Source organism: Tenacibaculum sp. ZH5_bin.1 (assembly GCF_042865525.1).
In the GTDB taxonomy this organism is placed as follows: Bacteria; Bacteroidota; Bacteroidia; order Flavobacteriales; family Flavobacteriaceae; genus Polaribacter; species Polaribacter mesophilus.
Genome location: NZ_JBEGIO010000001.1, coordinates 432,014 through 447,787 on the forward strand (window position 1 = coordinate 432,014; position 15,774 = coordinate 447,787).

General features: G+C 30.6%; 16 protein-coding genes. 5 read left to right on the forward strand and 11 right to left on the reverse strand.

What is annotated here, in order from left to right:
* Positions 1 to 6: 6 nt before the first annotated feature.
* A complete protein-coding gene (locus ABHQ57_RS01990) occupies positions 7 to 696 on the reverse strand; it encodes a LytTR family DNA-binding domain-containing protein (protein ID WP_167712583.1) in 690 nt (229 codons plus the stop codon).
* Positions 693 to 1,664 (reverse strand): sensor histidine kinase, encoded by a 972-nt coding sequence (locus ABHQ57_RS01995; RefSeq protein WP_167712584.1) that lies wholly within the window; start codon positions 1,662 to 1,664, stop codon positions 693 to 695. The genes ABHQ57_RS01990 and ABHQ57_RS01995 overlap by 4 nt, the downstream gene beginning before the upstream one ends.
* A 198-nt stretch (positions 1,665 to 1,862) precedes the next feature.
* Here ABHQ57_RS01995 and ABHQ57_RS02000 point away from each other — a divergent pair, with 198 nt between their 5' ends.
* Positions 1,863 to 2,246 carry a DUF1573 domain-containing protein gene (locus ABHQ57_RS02000; RefSeq protein WP_167712585.1) on the forward strand — a complete coding sequence of 128 codons (384 nt, stop codon included), beginning with the start codon at positions 1,863 to 1,865 and terminating at the stop codon, positions 2,244 to 2,246.
* A gap of 242 nt (positions 2,247 to 2,488) precedes the next feature.
* On the opposite strand, the gene ABHQ57_RS02005 is transcribed toward ABHQ57_RS02000, so the two are convergent.
* The 7 genes from ABHQ57_RS02005 to ABHQ57_RS02035 all read right to left on the reverse strand — a co-directional run bounded on the left by ABHQ57_RS02005 (position 2,489) and on the right by ABHQ57_RS02035 (position 9,284).
* Positions 2,489 to 2,980, reverse strand: coding sequence for a hypothetical protein (locus ABHQ57_RS02005; protein ID WP_047788080.1), 492 nt, complete (start codon positions 2,978 to 2,980; stop codon positions 2,489 to 2,491).
* Between the two features lie 94 nt (positions 2,981 to 3,074).
* A complete protein-coding gene (locus tag ABHQ57_RS02010) occupies positions 3,075 to 4,721 on the reverse strand; it encodes a glycerol-3-phosphate dehydrogenase/oxidase (RefSeq protein WP_389862083.1) in 1,647 nt (548 codons plus the stop codon).
* Between the two features lie 112 nt (positions 4,722 to 4,833).
* Positions 4,834 to 5,268 carry a YHS domain-containing (seleno)protein gene (locus ABHQ57_RS02015; protein WP_073182369.1) on the reverse strand — a complete coding sequence of 145 codons (435 nt, stop codon included), beginning with the start codon at positions 5,266 to 5,268 and terminating at the stop codon, positions 4,834 to 4,836.
* Between the two features lies 1 nt (position 5,269).
* The gene (locus tag ABHQ57_RS02020) at positions 5,270 to 5,725 is read right to left on the reverse strand and encodes a YHS domain-containing (seleno)protein (RefSeq protein WP_073182368.1); all 456 of its coding nucleotides are present in this window, start codon (positions 5,723 to 5,725) and stop codon (positions 5,270 to 5,272) included.
* Between the two features lie 56 nt (positions 5,726 to 5,781).
* Positions 5,782 to 6,960: an alanine racemase gene (locus ABHQ57_RS02025; protein WP_389862087.1), complete on the reverse strand. Its 1,179-nt coding sequence runs from the start codon at positions 6,958 to 6,960 to the stop codon at positions 5,782 to 5,784.
* Between the two features lie 4 nt (positions 6,961 to 6,964).
* Positions 6,965 to 8,251, reverse strand: coding sequence for a D-arabinono-1,4-lactone oxidase (locus tag ABHQ57_RS02030; protein ID WP_167712587.1), 1,287 nt, complete (start codon positions 8,249 to 8,251; stop codon positions 6,965 to 6,967).
* A gap of 58 nt (positions 8,252 to 8,309) precedes the next feature.
* Positions 8,310 to 9,284 (reverse strand): acyl transferase, encoded by a 975-nt coding sequence (locus ABHQ57_RS02035; protein WP_389862090.1) that lies wholly within the window; start codon positions 9,282 to 9,284, stop codon positions 8,310 to 8,312.
* A gap of 104 nt (positions 9,285 to 9,388) precedes the next feature.
* Between ABHQ57_RS02035 and ABHQ57_RS02040 the strand changes: the two genes are divergently transcribed.
* Genes ABHQ57_RS02040 through ABHQ57_RS02050 form a run of 3 tightly spaced genes read left to right on the forward strand, consistent with a single transcriptional unit; the run spans position 9,389 to position 11,723 of the window.
* Positions 9,389 to 9,793, forward strand: coding sequence for a hypothetical protein (locus ABHQ57_RS02040; protein WP_047788073.1), 405 nt, complete (start codon positions 9,389 to 9,391; stop codon positions 9,791 to 9,793).
* A 43-nt stretch (positions 9,794 to 9,836) separates the two neighbouring features.
* Complete coding sequence (locus tag ABHQ57_RS02045; RefSeq protein ID WP_317125563.1) at positions 9,837 to 10,337, forward strand: sigma-70 family RNA polymerase sigma factor; 501 nt, start codon at positions 9,837 to 9,839, stop codon at positions 10,335 to 10,337.
* A gap of 3 nt (positions 10,338 to 10,340) precedes the next feature.
* A complete protein-coding gene (locus ABHQ57_RS02050; protein ID WP_167712589.1) occupies positions 10,341 to 11,723 on the forward strand; it encodes an outer membrane beta-barrel protein in 1,383 nt (460 codons plus the stop codon).
* Here ABHQ57_RS02050 and ABHQ57_RS02055 read toward each other — a convergent pair.
* Positions 11,720 to 12,772, reverse strand: a complete 1,053-nt coding sequence (locus ABHQ57_RS02055) for an isoaspartyl peptidase/L-asparaginase family protein (RefSeq protein WP_167712590.1) — start codon at positions 12,770 to 12,772, stop codon at positions 11,720 to 11,722. The genes ABHQ57_RS02050 and ABHQ57_RS02055 overlap by 4 nt on opposite strands.
* Positions 12,773 to 12,882: 110 nt before the next feature.
* Between ABHQ57_RS02055 and ABHQ57_RS02060 the strand changes: the two genes are divergently transcribed.
* Positions 12,883 to 14,424, forward strand: a complete 1,542-nt coding sequence (locus ABHQ57_RS02060; RefSeq protein ID WP_167712591.1) for an aldehyde dehydrogenase family protein — start codon at positions 12,883 to 12,885, stop codon at positions 14,422 to 14,424.
* Between the two features lie 79 nt (positions 14,425 to 14,503).
* Here ABHQ57_RS02060 and ABHQ57_RS02065 read toward each other — a convergent pair whose 3' ends face one another.
* Complete coding sequence (locus tag ABHQ57_RS02065; RefSeq protein ID WP_047788068.1) at positions 14,504 to 15,772, reverse strand: MFS transporter; 1,269 nt, start codon at positions 15,770 to 15,772, stop codon at positions 14,504 to 14,506.
* Positions 15,773 to 15,774 lie beyond the last annotated feature (2 nt).

Here is a 15,774-nt window from a genome sequence, read left to right on the forward strand (position 1 = left end):
AATAACCTATTGATTCTTAATTTTTAAAAGAGTCAATAGGTTATTTTTATAAGTTCTACCAATAGGAATTTTGATGTTTTCTATATAAAGAAAAGTTCCTGTATATTTTTCAATCTTTTCTAAATTTACAATATATGATTTGTGTATTTGTACAAATTTGTTTGAATTTAGAGTTTCATTCCAGTTTTTTAATGAATCTATAATCGTCAATTTTTTTGATGAGGTGATAAAATGCACATAGTTTCGATCAGATTCTAAGTATAAAATATCGGCTAGATATACTTTATGTATAATTTTATCTATATTTAAATAAGTAGCTTCTTTTTCTGAAGTTTTTGATTTTAATAATTGACTTTCTACTTTACTAATTGCTTTTAAAAAGCGATCAAAAGAAAAGGGTTTTACCAAATAATCAACAATTGTTTCTAACTCAAAACTATTTACTGCATAATCAGGATATGCAGTTGTAATAACTATTTTAGGAGGGTTTTTAACTGTTTTTATAAAGTCTAATCCAGAAATATCAGGTAAATTAATATCTAGAAAAATAACATCAACAGTATTGTTTTTCAGAAACTCATTAGCTTGTATGGCTGTTTGAAAAGCATGTACAATTTCAGTATCTGGAATTTTACCGATATACTTTTTCAAAATAGCTTGCGCAGGCAACTCATCTTCAATAATTATACATTTCATAATTGATCTATTTTCAGTTCTATAGTAAAAACATCTCCTTTTTGATGAATGTAAAGAGAATGATTATCTGGATAAATTAATAGCAATCTCTTTTTTAAGTTTTCTAAGCCAATGGCTTTGGTATTTTTATTTGTGTTTATATTGAATTGATTACTACTTATTAAATGTAATTGATGGTTAGTAACGTTGATAAAAATACCAATCTTACTATATGCAATGCTATGTTTAAAAGCATTTTCAATAATGGTAATTAAAAGGAGTGGAGCAATTTGGTATTGATTACTATCAGTTTTATAATGGTAATCAATTTCTTTCACTCCTTCAGTTCGAATTTTTTGAAAATCGATATAGTTTTGTATGAAAAGTAGTTCTTTTTCAAGAGAAACCTTTTCAGAAATTGTCTCATATAAGACATGTTTAAGGTTTTCTGAGAGTTTTAAGATTAAATCAGGGGTTTGGTTAGGTTTGTCAATAGAATACGCATAAATCGTGTTTAAATTATTTAAGAGCACATGCGGATTTATTTGTGATTTTAAAAATTTCAACTCCATTTCTGTTCGTTCTTGGGTTGTTTGTGCTAATTTTTCTTGTCCGTCTAAAAACTTAAACAACATCCATATAAAAGAGAAAAATAATAGAGGGACTAGAGTTTGCCATAAATAATCGCTTAAGCACTTCATAATGGAACATCCACAACGTGCAAAAACATTACAGTATAGTTGAGTTGCTAAAACAGAAATAAGAACAAAAGCAATTCCGTATAACACATACCATTTCTTTTTAACGAATAGCGGTAACAATAGTTGATTGTTAGTATATACGATAATGATAAGAATAAAAAAGTACTGTAAAAAAGGGTTTTCTGCCCAATAATATTGGGTAAATACAAAAAGTGAGATAAAGATAAATAAAGCCCAAAAAAGTAAGTGGATTAAAATTTCAGCGCTATGTTTTTTTAAAAGGCTCATTGTGTATTTCAAAGTAAACAAAATATAAGCTGTAATCAAAGTAGAAAGTACTAACGACGTTTTTCTTTGTATCAATAACATGTTATAAGTTGTTTGTACATGTTTTATAGTAGTGTATACGATTAGTTTTTTTATGGGGAGATATTAAGATACATTCGAAGAAATAAAATATTTATTACTAACTAAAAAATATTAAAAATGAGAAATACTGTATTATGTGTAATTGTAGGATTAATGGCAATTATGGCAAACGCTCAAGAGTTTCAATTTGAAACAGCATCAATCGATTACGGAAAAATTAAACAAGGCGCTGATGGGGTTCGTGTGTTTGAGTTTACAAATATTGGTACTGAACCGTTGATTATAAAAGATATTAAATCCACTTGTGGGTGTACAGTTCCTAAAAAACCAGAAAAACCAATTATGCCAGGTGAAAAAGGGCAAATAGAAGTATTATATGATACAAGAAGAGTAGGAGGGTTTTCAAAAGCCATTACGATTATATCGAATGCTAAAGCATCTAGAAAAATGTTAAAAATAAAAGGGCATGTTGAAAAAGAGAAAGAAAAAGATAGAGTTTAATAATTTAAAAGCCTGAGTTTATAAGCTCAGGCTTTTTATCTCTAATTGGAGATATGATTGATTTAGTAATAGATAGCCCCCCCGGATTACCATATTGTAATCATCGGAGACAAATGTATATGCTTTTCATTTCTTTAAATTTTAAAAAGGCATAAGTGTGTAAATATTAAGTATAAAAGAAGGTATAAAAAAACCGAGGCTAATGCTTCGGTTTTTTAGAACCTATGATTTTTAAAAATCAATTATGACATATCAAAATAATTGATTTTTGTAATTTTTTTAGTAGTTTGATCAAAATTAATATTAATAAAAACATCACAACTATCACATTCAGCATATAAAATACTCTTAGAGCCATTTCTACCAGTTGTTAAAGCAACTTCTCCTAACTTACTTATTGGATCTCCAACAGTAATTGTTATTCCTTTAATAGTAAAAGTAGCTTCATTACTTAAAACATCTAAAGACTCGATATATGGTTTTCTTCCAGAAGTAGAAAAATCTAGTTTTAAACCATTAAACTTAAAATAGTAATAAAAACCATTATCTTCAAAAGAAACAGTTGCACCTAATAAAGACTCTACTTTAGCTTGTTTACCTAAAGTTTTTTTAATATCAGTTAAGGCAATATTATTTATTTTAATATTATCAAAATCAGAGTTCGAAATAATATTAGTTTGACTTTTTGCTATAAACGCGGTTAATAGAAAAAATACTAGTATTAGTTGTTTCATATTACTTAAAAATTAATTGTATAAACCCTTTCGAAGAACGAGGGTTTTGCAGTCGCCAAAGATATAATACTCGATTAATTTTCTATGTAAGAAACTAGTTAAATTTTAAGGTTAAAGCTATTTTTTTATCCAATTCTTGTTGATGTTTTAAAGTTGTATTTTCATCCCAATTAAAGCGGCTTGTAAATTCTTGAATAACAAAGTTTTTATAAAGATCAACACTAGGTTTATCAAAAAATAAACGACCAGTTCTTCTCATAAAGAAGTCGGTAGGAGTACAGGTCATTTCATGCTTTATTACAAACCATATTTCAGCTTTTAATAAGCGCTCTTGTATATTTTCTTCATTAAGCTCATCAAACTTATCTAAAATAAGTTCGGTTTGTTTACCATAGTTATATACTAAATAACTGGCATCTTTTTCAGTAAAACCATGTAATTTTAGTTGTTTATAAATTTGATTAATGTATAGTTTTACTGATTTATAATTTTGAAAAGGCCCTCCTGATAAAACAATTTCTTCAGTTTGAATTGGATCAAATTCAACTTCAAAACGACGTTTCATTTTTTTCGCAACAATATCCACAATCCGTTCTGCCATTTTTCTATAACCTGTTAATTTTCCTCCAGCAATTGAAATTAACTTGGTATCAGAAACAAAAATTTCATCTTTTCTAGATAATTCTGAAGCCGATTTTCCTTCTTCGTGAATTAACGGACGTAATCCTGCCCAAGATGATTGAATATCATCTATAGTTAATTGAATATCAGGAAACATGTTATTTACGGCTTCAATTAAATACAAAGCATCCACCATTGAGGTCTCTACAGTATTTTTATCCTGTTGGTAATTGGTATCAGTAGTTCCAAAATAAGTTACCTTTCCACGAGGAATAGCAAACATCATACGACCGTCTGGAATATCGAAATACACAGATTGTTTTACAGGCAACTTTTCATGCGGAACAACTAAGTGAACTCCTTTGGTTAAATGCAAACGTTTTCCAATTTTAGAATTGTTAATTTGGCGTAATTCATCTACCCATGGTCCAGCTGCGTTTACTACATATTTAGCTCTAATATCATAACTTTCTTCAGTAAAAGCATCCGTTACTTTAGAACCTACCACACGCTTATTTTCGTAAATAAATTCGTCTGCACGCGTGTAGTTTAATATTTGTGCGTCGTATTGACTTGCTGTTTTTAAAACTTCTATAGTTAAACGAGCATCATCAGTACGATATTCTGCATAAAAACCTGCACCGTTTAAAATACTTTTAGGTAATAAAGGCTCTTTTTCTAACGCTTCTTTTTTATCAAGCATTTTACGTTTATCATCTCCTTCAACAGAAGCTAACACATCGTATACTTTTAATCCGATAGATGTTAGCCATGAACCGTAAGTTCCACCTTCAATTAATGGTAAAATCATTTTTTCAGGAATTACCAAATGTGGCGCTAGTTTATGAACAATAGCACGCTCAGTACCCACTTCTTTTACCAACCAAAAATCAAATTGTTTTAAGTAGCGTAAACCTCCATGAATTAGTTTGGTAGATTTACTAGAGGTTCCCGAAGCAAAGTCATTTTTTTCAATTAAAGCGACTTTCATTCCACGTGAGGCAGCATCTAAAGCAATACCTGCACCTGTAATACCACCACCAATCACTAGAATATCAAATTCGGTAGTTTGTAATTCTTGTTGAATGTTTTTTCTATTGAAAGAAGAGAAATTATTCATAGAGCTGTTTTTATTAACCAAAAATAAGAATAAAAAGAAACGATAAGCATAAAAAAAGAGCTGAAATTATCAGCCCTTTTAGAAGTCGCCCCCACAACTATTAAATCTAAAACTAACGATTCAATTTTTTCCAATTAGTATCTGCTTGTTTTTTGAGCTCTTCTGGATTTTCTTTTAACCACATTTTTAAAGTATTGGTTCCCCAAGAGTTATAAAATAAATACAGTTTACCATCTCGTATTTCAAAAGTTTTCGGATCAATATCCACCTTTTCACCAGTTTTTCCAATGGCATAGGCGCAGTACCCTCCATATTGTGGATTGTATTTTTGAGGATTTTTAAGGAAAGTAGCTAAATTTTCTTTTGACGAAAAACGAAAGGAAACGTTATTATATTTAGTTGTAATTTTTTTATTTCCTTTTTCGGCTTTATTATGAAAATAACTTACTACATCGTAACCTTTAGCAATAACTCCGTTTTTGGTATTGTATTCTTGTGAGAAGACAATACTTGAAAAAAATAGAAAGAAGATAAATATATGTTTCATTTTATTTTTTTTTATGTTTTAGTTCTTCCCAGTTTATATCTCCCTGATTTTGTAACTTTTTAGTATCACCATTTTTCCAATCATCAAGTTTGCTAGAAAGCCAAGAACTATAAAAAAGATATAATTTACCATCTCTAATTTCATAAGCTTCTGCATCAATATACATTTTAGTTTTCTTAGCAGCTACAGCATATGCACAATATCCACCATATTGAGGAATGTATTTTATTGGATTTTCTTTGAAAAGGGATAAATTTTCTTTTGAAGAAAACTTGAATTTAGCTCCATCATAAGTTGTTTGAAACTTCTTTATTCCTTCAACAGGTTCACTATTTGTAAAGTAAGAAACAACATCGTAACCTTCGGCTACATAACCTTTTTTTGTATTGTAGTCAGTTTTTTGAGCGTATAATGCAGTAGAGACTACTACTAAAAGTAGTGTAATAAAGTTTTTCATTGTTTGTAGATTTTATGAGTAGTCGATGAAAAACAAAAAACATTACAATTGAATAATTAAGAATTATTTAATAATTGCCAAGGCTGTTGAATTTTACCGTTTTTAATAGGCAAAATTTTTCCAAATTGTAAAAAAACAAACTCACTTTGGTGTGGTCTTAAAAAGACAAAATCATCTACTTGTAAAGGTATGTTTTTAGGAACATTAATCATTGTTTGATTAGTAGAAGAACCAAACAAATTATTCTGTTTTACCCCTATAGGGTAGTAATAGTCAGCTTTCCAAAAACCGCCATAAATAAAAGCAGATTTCTTACTAAAAATTTGTTTTACTTTTTCTAAACCTGGAAGCGTTGTATTTGAAAAAGTTTTTAAAACTGGTGTTGCTATAAACGTTGCTGGTTTATAGTTTTTTAATGAAAGAATATCAAATGTTGTAGGTTTTACAAAGCATGAACCAATGGCAATATCGTTTATTGGAGAATTTTGTTCTTTGTGTAAGTTTAAAGTAGGGCTTCCGGCTCCGTTAAAGGTTAAATTTTCATTCCATAGCTCTGGAAAATCATTTTTAACTAAGGTTTTACAGTCTTCATAATATTGATTCGCTAATCGTAGTGCTTTCTTTTGAGAACGAATAATCTTTGGAAGTTTTACTACATGTGGATCATAACCCATAAACCCAGAAAATTCAACAAAATTTTGATTGTTTTCAATAAGTGATAGTACTTTTGTTAAACTTTTTAAAGAAGAAAACCCACCGCGGTGTAAACCCACATCAATTTCAATATTCAATCGTAATTTTTGATTGAGTTGTTTGGCTAAATTGATGTATTCTTCAATTCTTTTTTTGGTATCAACTAACCATTGAATTTGAGTAAATGGGTTAAATCCGTTGTACTCTTGAGGTAAGTTGTTGTAAAAATATTCCGCAGTTTTTATTGGCATGGGTTTACCCAATAAAATATCAGCTTTGTCCCCCAATCGAGCAACTAAATCAGTTAAAAAAGGTTGATGAAAAACCATCAACTTGCTTGAATGTGTTTTTTCTAATATATATTCAATTAATTGGACCGAAGGCAATGATTTTATCACAACTCTGAGTGATGCATCTTTTCTAAAATTAGAAATTACTTCTGTAATATTTTCATCTAGAATATCTAAATCTACTAACAAACAAGGAATGGCCCGTTGGTAGTTTTTAAGTTCTTTATTTAAGATTTTAAAATAAGCATCCATAATATTAAATACCTAATAGTTTTTGAAGATACGGGTTCACAAATATATTTTCTGGATCATGTTCTTTTCTGAAAGTCATAAAGTTGGTGAATTTAGGGTACATTCTAGCAATATCATCCGAAGTAAATGTATTCATTTTACCCCAATGAGGTCTTCCGTCATAGGCTTTAAAAACTTCTTCTAAAGCAGCAAAATAAGCACTACTATCTTTTTTATTGTATACGTGACAAGCAATATATGCCGAATCCCTTCTGTAGGCAGGGCTCATAAAAACATCATCTCCTTTTACCCAGCGATTTTCAATAGGAAAATGAATATTGAACTTTTTTGAGTTGACAATTTTTTGCACATCCTTAAATACATCTTGATAGGCTTCTGCAGGAATATTATACTCCATTTCATGAAACTTTACCATTCGCTGTGTTGCATATACTTTATGACTGTGATATACTTTTTTTACGTTACTTATACTAGCTGCTGTAATGTTAGCAACTGTTTTGTTTTGTGAAGGAAAAACTTTTGCAAACTCGCACATCAACTTAAAAACATAGTTTTCGAGTACATATTCTGTCCAATAATTAAAAAAGTTTACTTTATCAGGCTCAGAATATTCAACAATATTTGAAGTTTTTGTCCATGCTGTGTTTGTGTATGGAATCCAGTAAAACTCAAAATTACGGTTTTGAGAATTTCTTTTGCCCAAAGTAGCCAATACATCACTTAACTTTTCCTTTTTATTTTGAAGTTTTAGTTTATAAGCAGGAACACATTGTAAAGTAATTTCAGTAATAATACCTAAACAACCTAATGATACTTGAGCAGCTTTGAATAACTCAATATTTTTTTCGGTAGAACACTCAATGATTTCACCTTTTCCATTCACAAATTTTAATCCAACGACTTGGTTACTGATAGATTTAAGTTCGATACCTGTTCCATGTGTACCTGTACTTATAGCTCCTGCAATTGATTGAACGTTGATGTCTCCCATGTTTTCCATAGCTAATCCTTCTTGAAAAAGAAGTTCTCCTAATAAAGAAAGTTTTGTTCCTGCTTTTACAGTAGCTTGATTTTTTTCTTTGTTTATTGAAATGAGTCCTTGAAAGTTATCGAGAGTTACTAATATTTCGTCAGTACTACATAAAGAAGTAAAAGAGTGACCAGAACCAATGACTCTAATTTTTTGATTAAATTGTATAGCTTTTAAAACAAGTTGTTGAATTTCATTTTCCGAATGAGGAAATGCAACTGCAGATGGATTCCACCGTACATTTTCTGCCCAGTTTTTCATAAGACCTTGAAATAATAGATGTTAATTGACTGGGAAGATAGTAAAAAATAAAAAAGGATTATAAAACCATCAAATTACAACCGCGTATATCTGAATTATCAAAACGTCCTATAATTTCAAAACTATTGTCTTGGTATACCTTTCCTAAATCTTGTGTAGCAATAAAAGAACAAGAATTGTAGTTTGCTAAATCAATTACATTAATTCCGCCTGATTTTCCTTTAGGTAAAATAATCAAAGCATCTTCAGTATCACGAGTTAAGACTTGCATCCAAGGCGGACAGTTAAAAACACCATTTCCTTTTGAATATCCTTGACTTAATAATTCTGTCATTCCATATTCAGAATGAATTTCATTTACTCCAAAACCATTGCTTAAAATCGCATGTAATTCGTTACGAATAAGTTCTTTTCTTCTTCCTTTCATTCCACCAGTTTCCATAATAATGGTATTAGAAAGATTGAATTCATATTGTTCTACCAAATCTAATAAAGCAAAAGAAACGCCTATAAGTAATACTTTTTTTCCTTGTGAATCTAAATTTGTAAGCTTTTGAGCAAGTTCATCTAAATTGTTGAGGTAAAATCCACTTTCAGGATGTTGAGAACGTTTAATTAAGTCTTCAACCATATAAATCAAAGAAGATCCTTTACGTTCTAAATAATTGGGTAACAAAGCTAGTACAACATAGTCTTCAATATTACCGTAAAAATGTTCAAAACCTTTTAAATAGCTGGTTTCGTACCAAGATAAATCGGTAACTAAATGCTTACTGGTTGTACTTCCTGTAGTACCAGAACTTGTAAAGGTTTCTTGAATTTCATTTGTAGACGAAAGTACTTCTCGAGTTTTAAAAAACTGAATAGGTAAAAACGGAATTTGTTCAATAGTATGTATATCAGAAGGATGAACGTATATCAAATCACAAAAAGAACGATACACTTTATTATTTGTAAACTGATGTTTAAAAATTTGTAGTGTAGTTTTATTAAAATCTTCTGTAGACTGTATGTTAAAAATGGTGTTCTTCATAAACTTTTACAAAAGTAAGAGTATTCGACGCAACCTTTTTAATTTTTTTTCATCTACTATATAAACCATGGAAAGTTAAAATAATAACCCTAATTATATATGTCATGAAAAAAATTTTAATCCTTTTTTTAAGTGTATTTACGTTTTATTCTTGTTTAGATGATGACAGCCCTAATGTTAGATATGAGTTTTTAAAGGTTGATAGTGCCACAACTCCTGAAAGTTTTACATTCGGAGAAGTTGATACAATTAAGATAAAGTATACACTACCCAATAGTTGTTACTCTTTTAATGGATTGTATTATCAAAAAGTGGATACAACTAGAATTGTAGCTGGCACAGCAATAGTAGCTCTTGATGTTGCTTGTACTCAAGATGTAAGACAAGAAGAATATGCTTTTCCTGTTGAGGCAACACAAGAAGAAGATTATGTTTTTAAGTTTTGGAAAGGTAAAAATGATGAAGGAGAAGATGTATACGAAGAAGTGGTAATTCCAGTAAATTTGTAACATCAATTTAGAAAAACTCATACAAGGATGCTGTCATCAAAATATCACAGCGCAAGCGCAAGTTTACCAGTTGTTTTCTGGTAAACTTTTTGCGCTGTGTTTAAAGTATTCACGTAATTATCAAGATGCAGAAGATACTTTACAAGATAGTTTTTTAACTATTTTTAAAAAGATGCCTCAATATCAGCATAAAGGTTCTTTTGAAGGATGGATGAAGAGAATAACTATAAATACAGCATTACAAAAGTATAGAGAAAAATCACCTTTACAGTTAGTTTCAGAAGCTCCTGATGAGGAAATAGTAGAAGAAATAGAGCTTGAAACTGAAAATGTGAATATTGATGTTTTATTAGAGCTCATTCAAAGTTTACCAGATAGGTATCGTTTAGTTTTTAACTTATATGTATTAGATAATTATTCACATAAAGAAATAGCAGAATTATTAAATATTTCTGTAGGAACATCAAAATCAAACTTATCACGAGCAAGACAGATATTGAAAAAAGAAATGGAATTGTATCAAGCAAAAGAGGCAAAAGCATAACTGATGGAAGAAAAAAATATCGATAGACTATTTCAAGAAAAACTTAAAGATTTGGAGGTAACTCCAAATGAAAATGTATGGAATGCTATTGAAGAAAAGCTCCAAAAAAAGAAAAAACAGCGTGTTTTTCCTATTTGGTGGTTTTCTGGAGGGGTTGCAGCTATGCTTGTTTTAGGTTTTTTGTTTTATCCCTTTACTTATGAAAAGGGAAATATAGATGATACAGATGTAATTATAGTTGAATCACCAAAACCAGCAACTAAAGAGCAAGAAAATAAAAATGAAGAATTAAAAGATAATTTATTAATAAAACCAACAAAAGAAAATATAAGGGAAATACTTGTTGTAAAAGAAGTAACGAAAAAGAAAAATAATTTGAAAGAAAAACATCGTAAAAACGAAGTTTTAACCGCTAATCATGTTGTGAAGGTTAGTAAAAAAGAATTGCAAGAAAAAGATAGCAATAACGTGTCAAGTAGAGTAGTTGAAGGGGCTTTACTGGCTAAAAATGATGTTGTGAAAGGAGAAAATTCTGCTGGCAAGCTTGAAAATAGCTTGCCAGTTCTTAAAAAAGGAGAAAAAAGTTTTTTCAAAAAAAACAATGATACAATTCGTAAGATTATAAAACCAAAAAAAGATTTTTTAGCGGTTGTAAATGCTGAAAAGGATAAAAAAGAAGAGGATAAGATAAAGAAACTTTGGACCGTTTCTCCAACAGTAGCAGTATTAAACTCAAATTCTTTTTCTAAATCATCTCCAATAGATGCAAGTTTATCAAACTCTACAAAAGGAAGTACAAGTTATTCTTATGGTGTTCAAATTGCTTATCAATTAAGTAAAAAATGGTCTATTCAGTCAGGAGTACACCTCCAAGAAATGGAGTATTCTAATACCAACGTAGCTGTTAATCCTGCAAATTCAAGTAGTGCAAGTGTAGCTTTTAGTTCAGGAGAAAGTTATGAGTTAAATGATACTTCTCAAATAAATTTTAGTACAAATTCAGTATCCATTAGCTCAGGTAGTCTAGATGGTAAGTTGAATCAAAGTTATGGATATATTGAAGTTCCAGTAGAAGTTAAGTATAGTGTATTAGAAGGAAAAAAGCTAAAAACACAATTAGTTATGGGTTTTAGTTCTTTGTTTTTAAATAAGAATGATGTAAACTTAAAAACTACCGATTTTTCAACATCAGGAGAAGCAAACAACTTAAATAGCGTTAACTTTAGTGGAAATTTAGGGGTAGATTTTAGTTATAAGTTCAGTAAAAAATGGTCTCTAAATATTAATCCAATGCTAAAAACCCAGTTAAATACATTTAAAAACGATTCAAATGGGTTTCAGCCATACTTTATTGGTGTTTATACAGGTTTAAATTATCAGTTTTAATCGTTGTAAATTTTAATTACTAAATTACCTTTATCATCCATTGAAGCTCTGTACATTCCTGCAGTATTAAACTCAAAAGACATATTTCCATTTTTATCAAGTGCAACAACACCACCTGTTCCACCAAGTTTGGTTAATTTATTTTGAATCACATCTTTGGTAGCTTCTTTTAATGATTTTTGTTGATATTCCATTTGAGCAGAAATATCATACGCTACTTGAGATCTTATAAAGTATTCACCCCAACCAGTTGAAGAAACACCACAGGTTTTATTATTTGCATAAGTACCTGAACCAATAATAGGAGAATCTCCAATTCGTCCCCAACGTTTGTTAGTCATACCTCCAGTAGAAGTTCCTGCAGAAATGTTTCCTTTTTTATCCAGAGCAACGCAACCTACTGTACCGAATTTACTATTTTTAATGTCAATATCATAAAAAGCAGCTTCTTTATCATCATGATCTAACTCCGTTTTTTCTTTGTCTTTAATTCGTTGTAAAGATTTAAAGCGATTTTCAGTATAAAAATAACTCGGGTCTACAATTTTCAACCCTTGTTCTTTAGCAAATTTGGAAGCTCCACTTCCAGAAAGCAGCACATGATCGGAGTTTGTCATCACCGTTCTAGCAGCTTCAATAGGGCTTTTTATATCTTTTACCCCAGCTACAGCACCTGCATTCAATGTTTTTCCATCCATAAAAGAAGCATCTAATTCATTAGTTTCTTCATGTGTAAATACAGCTCCTTTTCCAGCATTGAAAAGAGGAGATTCTTCCATAACCTGAATAGTTTTTACAACAGCATCACCACTAGAACCACCGTTCTTTAAAATCTCATATCCTGTTTTTATAGCTTCCTCTAGCTTAGCTTTATAAGCAGTTTCTTTTTCGGGAGTCATATTCTCTTTTAAAATGGTACCAGCACCCCCATGAATAATAATAGCGAACTCATTAGTAGGAGTATTATTTAGCTCTTTGGAAGTTACTTTAGATTGATTGCAAGAAAATAGTAACAAAATTAAAGCAAGGTAGTTGTAAATATTTTTCATTATTTTGTTAATTTTTAAACAAACTAAGTTGTTTTTGTTTAATTTATTAATTGTAAAATTATTCGTAGTTTTGAGTTTTAAATATAAAAACTAAAATTACAATATAAAACATGGCAGATTTTGGTATTAAAGAAGCTTTAGCTCAATTAGGCTTAAAAGATATAAACAACGGAACTTCTACAGGTTCAGTAAACTTTGCAAATGGAGAAGTTATTGAAAGTTATTCACCTGTTGATGGTAAGTTAATTGGTAAAGTAGTAGCAAGTACTCGTGAAGATTATAATAAGGTGATGGATGTAGCTACAACTGCTTTTAAAGAGTGGAGAGCAATGCCTGCACCTCAACGTGGAGAAATTGTTCGTCAATTTGGAAACAAGTTAAGAGAATTAAAAGAACCATTAGGTAAGTTAGTTTCTTACGAAATGGGAAAATCTTACCAAGAAGGTTTAGGTGAGGTTCAAGAAATGATTGATATCTGTGATTTTGCTGTAGGTTTATCTCGTCAGTTAAACGGACAAGTAATTCCATCAGAAAGACCAGGACACGTAATGAGAGAGCAATGGCACCCATTAGGAGTGGTTGGTATTATATCAGCATTTAATTTCCCTGTGGCTGTTTGGTCTTGGAACACAGCATTAGCTTGGATTTGTGGTAACGTATGTGTATGGAAAGGTTCAGAAAAAGCTCCTTTATGTTCAGTAGCTTGCCAAAATATTATAGCTGAGGTTTTAAAAGCTAACGATTTACCAGAAGGAATTTCTTGTATTGTTAATGGAGATTACAAAGTTGGTGAATACATTACTGAAGATACTCGTATTCCTTTAGTATCAGCTACTGGTTCTACAAGAATGGGACGTATTGTTGGTGCTAAAGTTGCTGAGCGTTTCGGTAAATCATTATTAGAATTAGGAGGAAACAATGCAATTATTATTACTCCAACTGCTGATTTAAAAGTAGTAGTTCCTGGAGCTGTATTTGGTGCTGTAGGTACTTGTGGTCAGCGTTGTACATCAACACGTCGTTTAATCATCCACGAATCTGTATATGATAAAGTAAGAGATGCGATTGTTGGAGCTTACGGTCAAATTAAGATTGGAAACCCATTAGATGAAAACAATCACGTTGGTCCATTAATTGATAAAGATTCTGTAAATACATATTTAGCTGCTATTGAAAAAGCAAAAGCTGAAGGAGGTAAGGTATTAGTTGAAGGAGGCGTTTTAGAAGGAGAAGGTTATGAAAGTGGTTGTTACGTTAAACCAGCAATTATTGAAGCTGAAAACCATTATGAAATTGTTCAACATGAAACATTTGCTCCAATTTTATACTTGATGAAGTATTCAGGAGATGTTGAAAACGCTATTGAATTACAAAATGGAGTAGCGCAAGGATTATCTTCTTCAATTATGACAGCAGAAATGAAAGAAGCTGAAAAATTCTTATCATTTGCAGGATCTGATTGTGGAATTGCAAATGTAAATATAGGAACTTCTGGTGCTGAGATCGGAGGTGCTTTCGGAGGTGAAAAAGAAACAGGTGGTGGACGTGAGTCTGGATCTGATGCTTGGAAAGTATACATGCGTCGTCAAACAAACACAGTAAACTATTCTGATGAATTACCTTTAGCACAGGGAATTAAGTTTGATTTATAAGAAAATATAATTTTCAAAACATAAAAAAAGCCCAGAAACAAAGTTTTTGGGCTTTTTTATGTCTGTATAATTAATCTTATTATTCTTCCTTCTCATGCTCTTCCAAATCTTTAGTTAAATCTAACTTTCTAAGCGTTGGATTTAAAACTCCAGTAGTAATAACGGTAATTAAAGTCATAGTACCACCAAAAACCACTGCTGTTACTGTTCCCATTAACTTTGCTGTTACCCCACTTTCAAAAGCTCCTAATTCGTTAGAAGAACCTACAAACATAGAATTTACTGAAGCTACTCTACCACGCATATGATCAGGTGTTTTTAACTGTAAAATGGTTTGACGAATTACCATAGAAACACCATCGGTTACACCACTAAAAAATAGGGCTACAATAGAAATCCAAAAAACGGTTGATAAACCAAATACTATAATACAAATTCCGAAACCAAATATAGCTGTTAAAAGCTTCATTCCTGCATTTCTACTTATAGGTATATATGCAGTAACTAACATCGTTAAAAAGGCTCCTATGGCTGGTGCTGCACGCAATGCACCAAACCCTTCTGGTCCAACTTTTAAAATATCTTGAGCATATACTGGTAATAATGCTACTGCTCCACCAAATAATACCGAAATCATATCTAATGTAAGTGCTCCTAAAATAGCTTTTGTTTTATATACAAAACGTACTCCTTCTTTTAAACTTTTCATTACGGGTTCTCCAATTTTTGGATTTAGAATTGGTTTCTTTTTGATAAAAAATACCGTAAAAAATGATATTGAAACTAAACCAAATACAACACATAAAGACCAATGTACTCCAATCCAAGAAATAGTAAACCCTGCAAAAGCTGGTCCTAATACTGAAGCTATTTGCCAAGTTGAACTACTCCATGTTGCAGCGTTAGGATATAATTTTTTAGGTACAATTAAAGCAATTAATGAAAAAATCGTAGGTCCGAAAAAAGAACGTAATAATCCACCAAAAAAGACCAGAGCATAAATAGCATATAGCACAGTATTTTTATTCCAATCTTCAATAAAACTAGGCAATGTTAAAAAGAATAGTCCTAAACTTATGAGTGAAAATAGGCCAATACACAAGGCTAGTAGATTTCTTTTTTCTTTTTGATCTACAATATGACCAGCAAACAACGCCATGGATACTGCAGGAATTACTTCCATTAGTCCAATAATTCCTAATGATAATGGATTTTTAGTGATACTGTAAACCTGCCATTCGATAATAATAAATTGCATAGACCATGCAAATACTAAGGCAAAACGTACTAAAAGAAAAATATTAAATTCTTTAATTCTTAAGGAAGCATAGGGGTCTTTTTTTTCCATAA

Bases quoted from the DNA above. Each gene is read 5' to 3' on its own strand.
- ABHQ57_RS02020 (WP_073182368.1), bottom strand. From the start codon at position 5,725: ATGAAAAACTTTATTACACTACTTTTAGTAGTAGTCTCTACTGCATTA.
- ABHQ57_RS01990 (WP_167712583.1), bottom strand. From the start codon at position 696: ATGAAATGTATAATTATTGAAGATGAGTTGCCTGCGCAAGCTATTTTG.
- ABHQ57_RS02050 (WP_167712589.1), top strand. From the start codon at position 10,341: ATGGAAGAAAAAAATATCGATAGACTATTTCAAGAAAAACTTAAAGAT.
- ABHQ57_RS01995 (WP_167712584.1), bottom strand. From the start codon at position 1,664: ATGAGCCTTTTAAAAAAACATAGCGCTGAAATTTTAATCCACTTACTT.
- ABHQ57_RS02035 (WP_389862090.1), bottom strand. From the start codon at position 9,284: ATGAAGAACACCATTTTTAACATACAGTCTACAGAAGATTTTAATAAA.
- ABHQ57_RS02060 (WP_167712591.1), top strand. From the start codon at position 12,883: ATGGCAGATTTTGGTATTAAAGAAGCTTTAGCTCAATTAGGCTTAAAA.
- ABHQ57_RS02000 (WP_167712585.1), top strand. From the start codon at position 1,863: ATGAGAAATACTGTATTATGTGTAATTGTAGGATTAATGGCAATTATG.
- ABHQ57_RS02055 (WP_167712590.1), bottom strand. From the start codon at position 12,772: ATGAAAAATATTTACAACTACCTTGCTTTAATTTTGTTACTATTTTCT.
- ABHQ57_RS02030 (WP_167712587.1), bottom strand. From the start codon at position 8,251: ATGAAAAACTGGGCAGAAAATGTACGGTGGAATCCATCTGCAGTTGCA.
- ABHQ57_RS02065 (WP_047788068.1), bottom strand. From the start codon at position 15,772: ATGGAAAAAAAAGACCCCTATGCTTCCTTAAGAATTAAAGAATTTAAT.
- ABHQ57_RS02040 (WP_047788073.1), top strand. From the start codon at position 9,389: ATGAAAAAAATTTTAATCCTTTTTTTAAGTGTATTTACGTTTTATTCT.
- ABHQ57_RS02005 (WP_047788080.1), bottom strand. From the start codon at position 2,980: ATGAAACAACTAATACTAGTATTTTTTCTATTAACCGCGTTTATAGCA.
- ABHQ57_RS02010 (WP_389862083.1), bottom strand. From the start codon at position 4,721: ATGAATAATTTCTCTTCTTTCAATAGAAAAAACATTCAACAAGAATTA.
- ABHQ57_RS02015 (WP_073182369.1), bottom strand. From the start codon at position 5,268: ATGAAACATATATTTATCTTCTTTCTATTTTTTTCAAGTATTGTCTTC.
- ABHQ57_RS02025 (WP_389862087.1), bottom strand. From the start codon at position 6,960: ATGGATGCTTATTTTAAAATCTTAAATAAAGAACTTAAAAACTACCAA.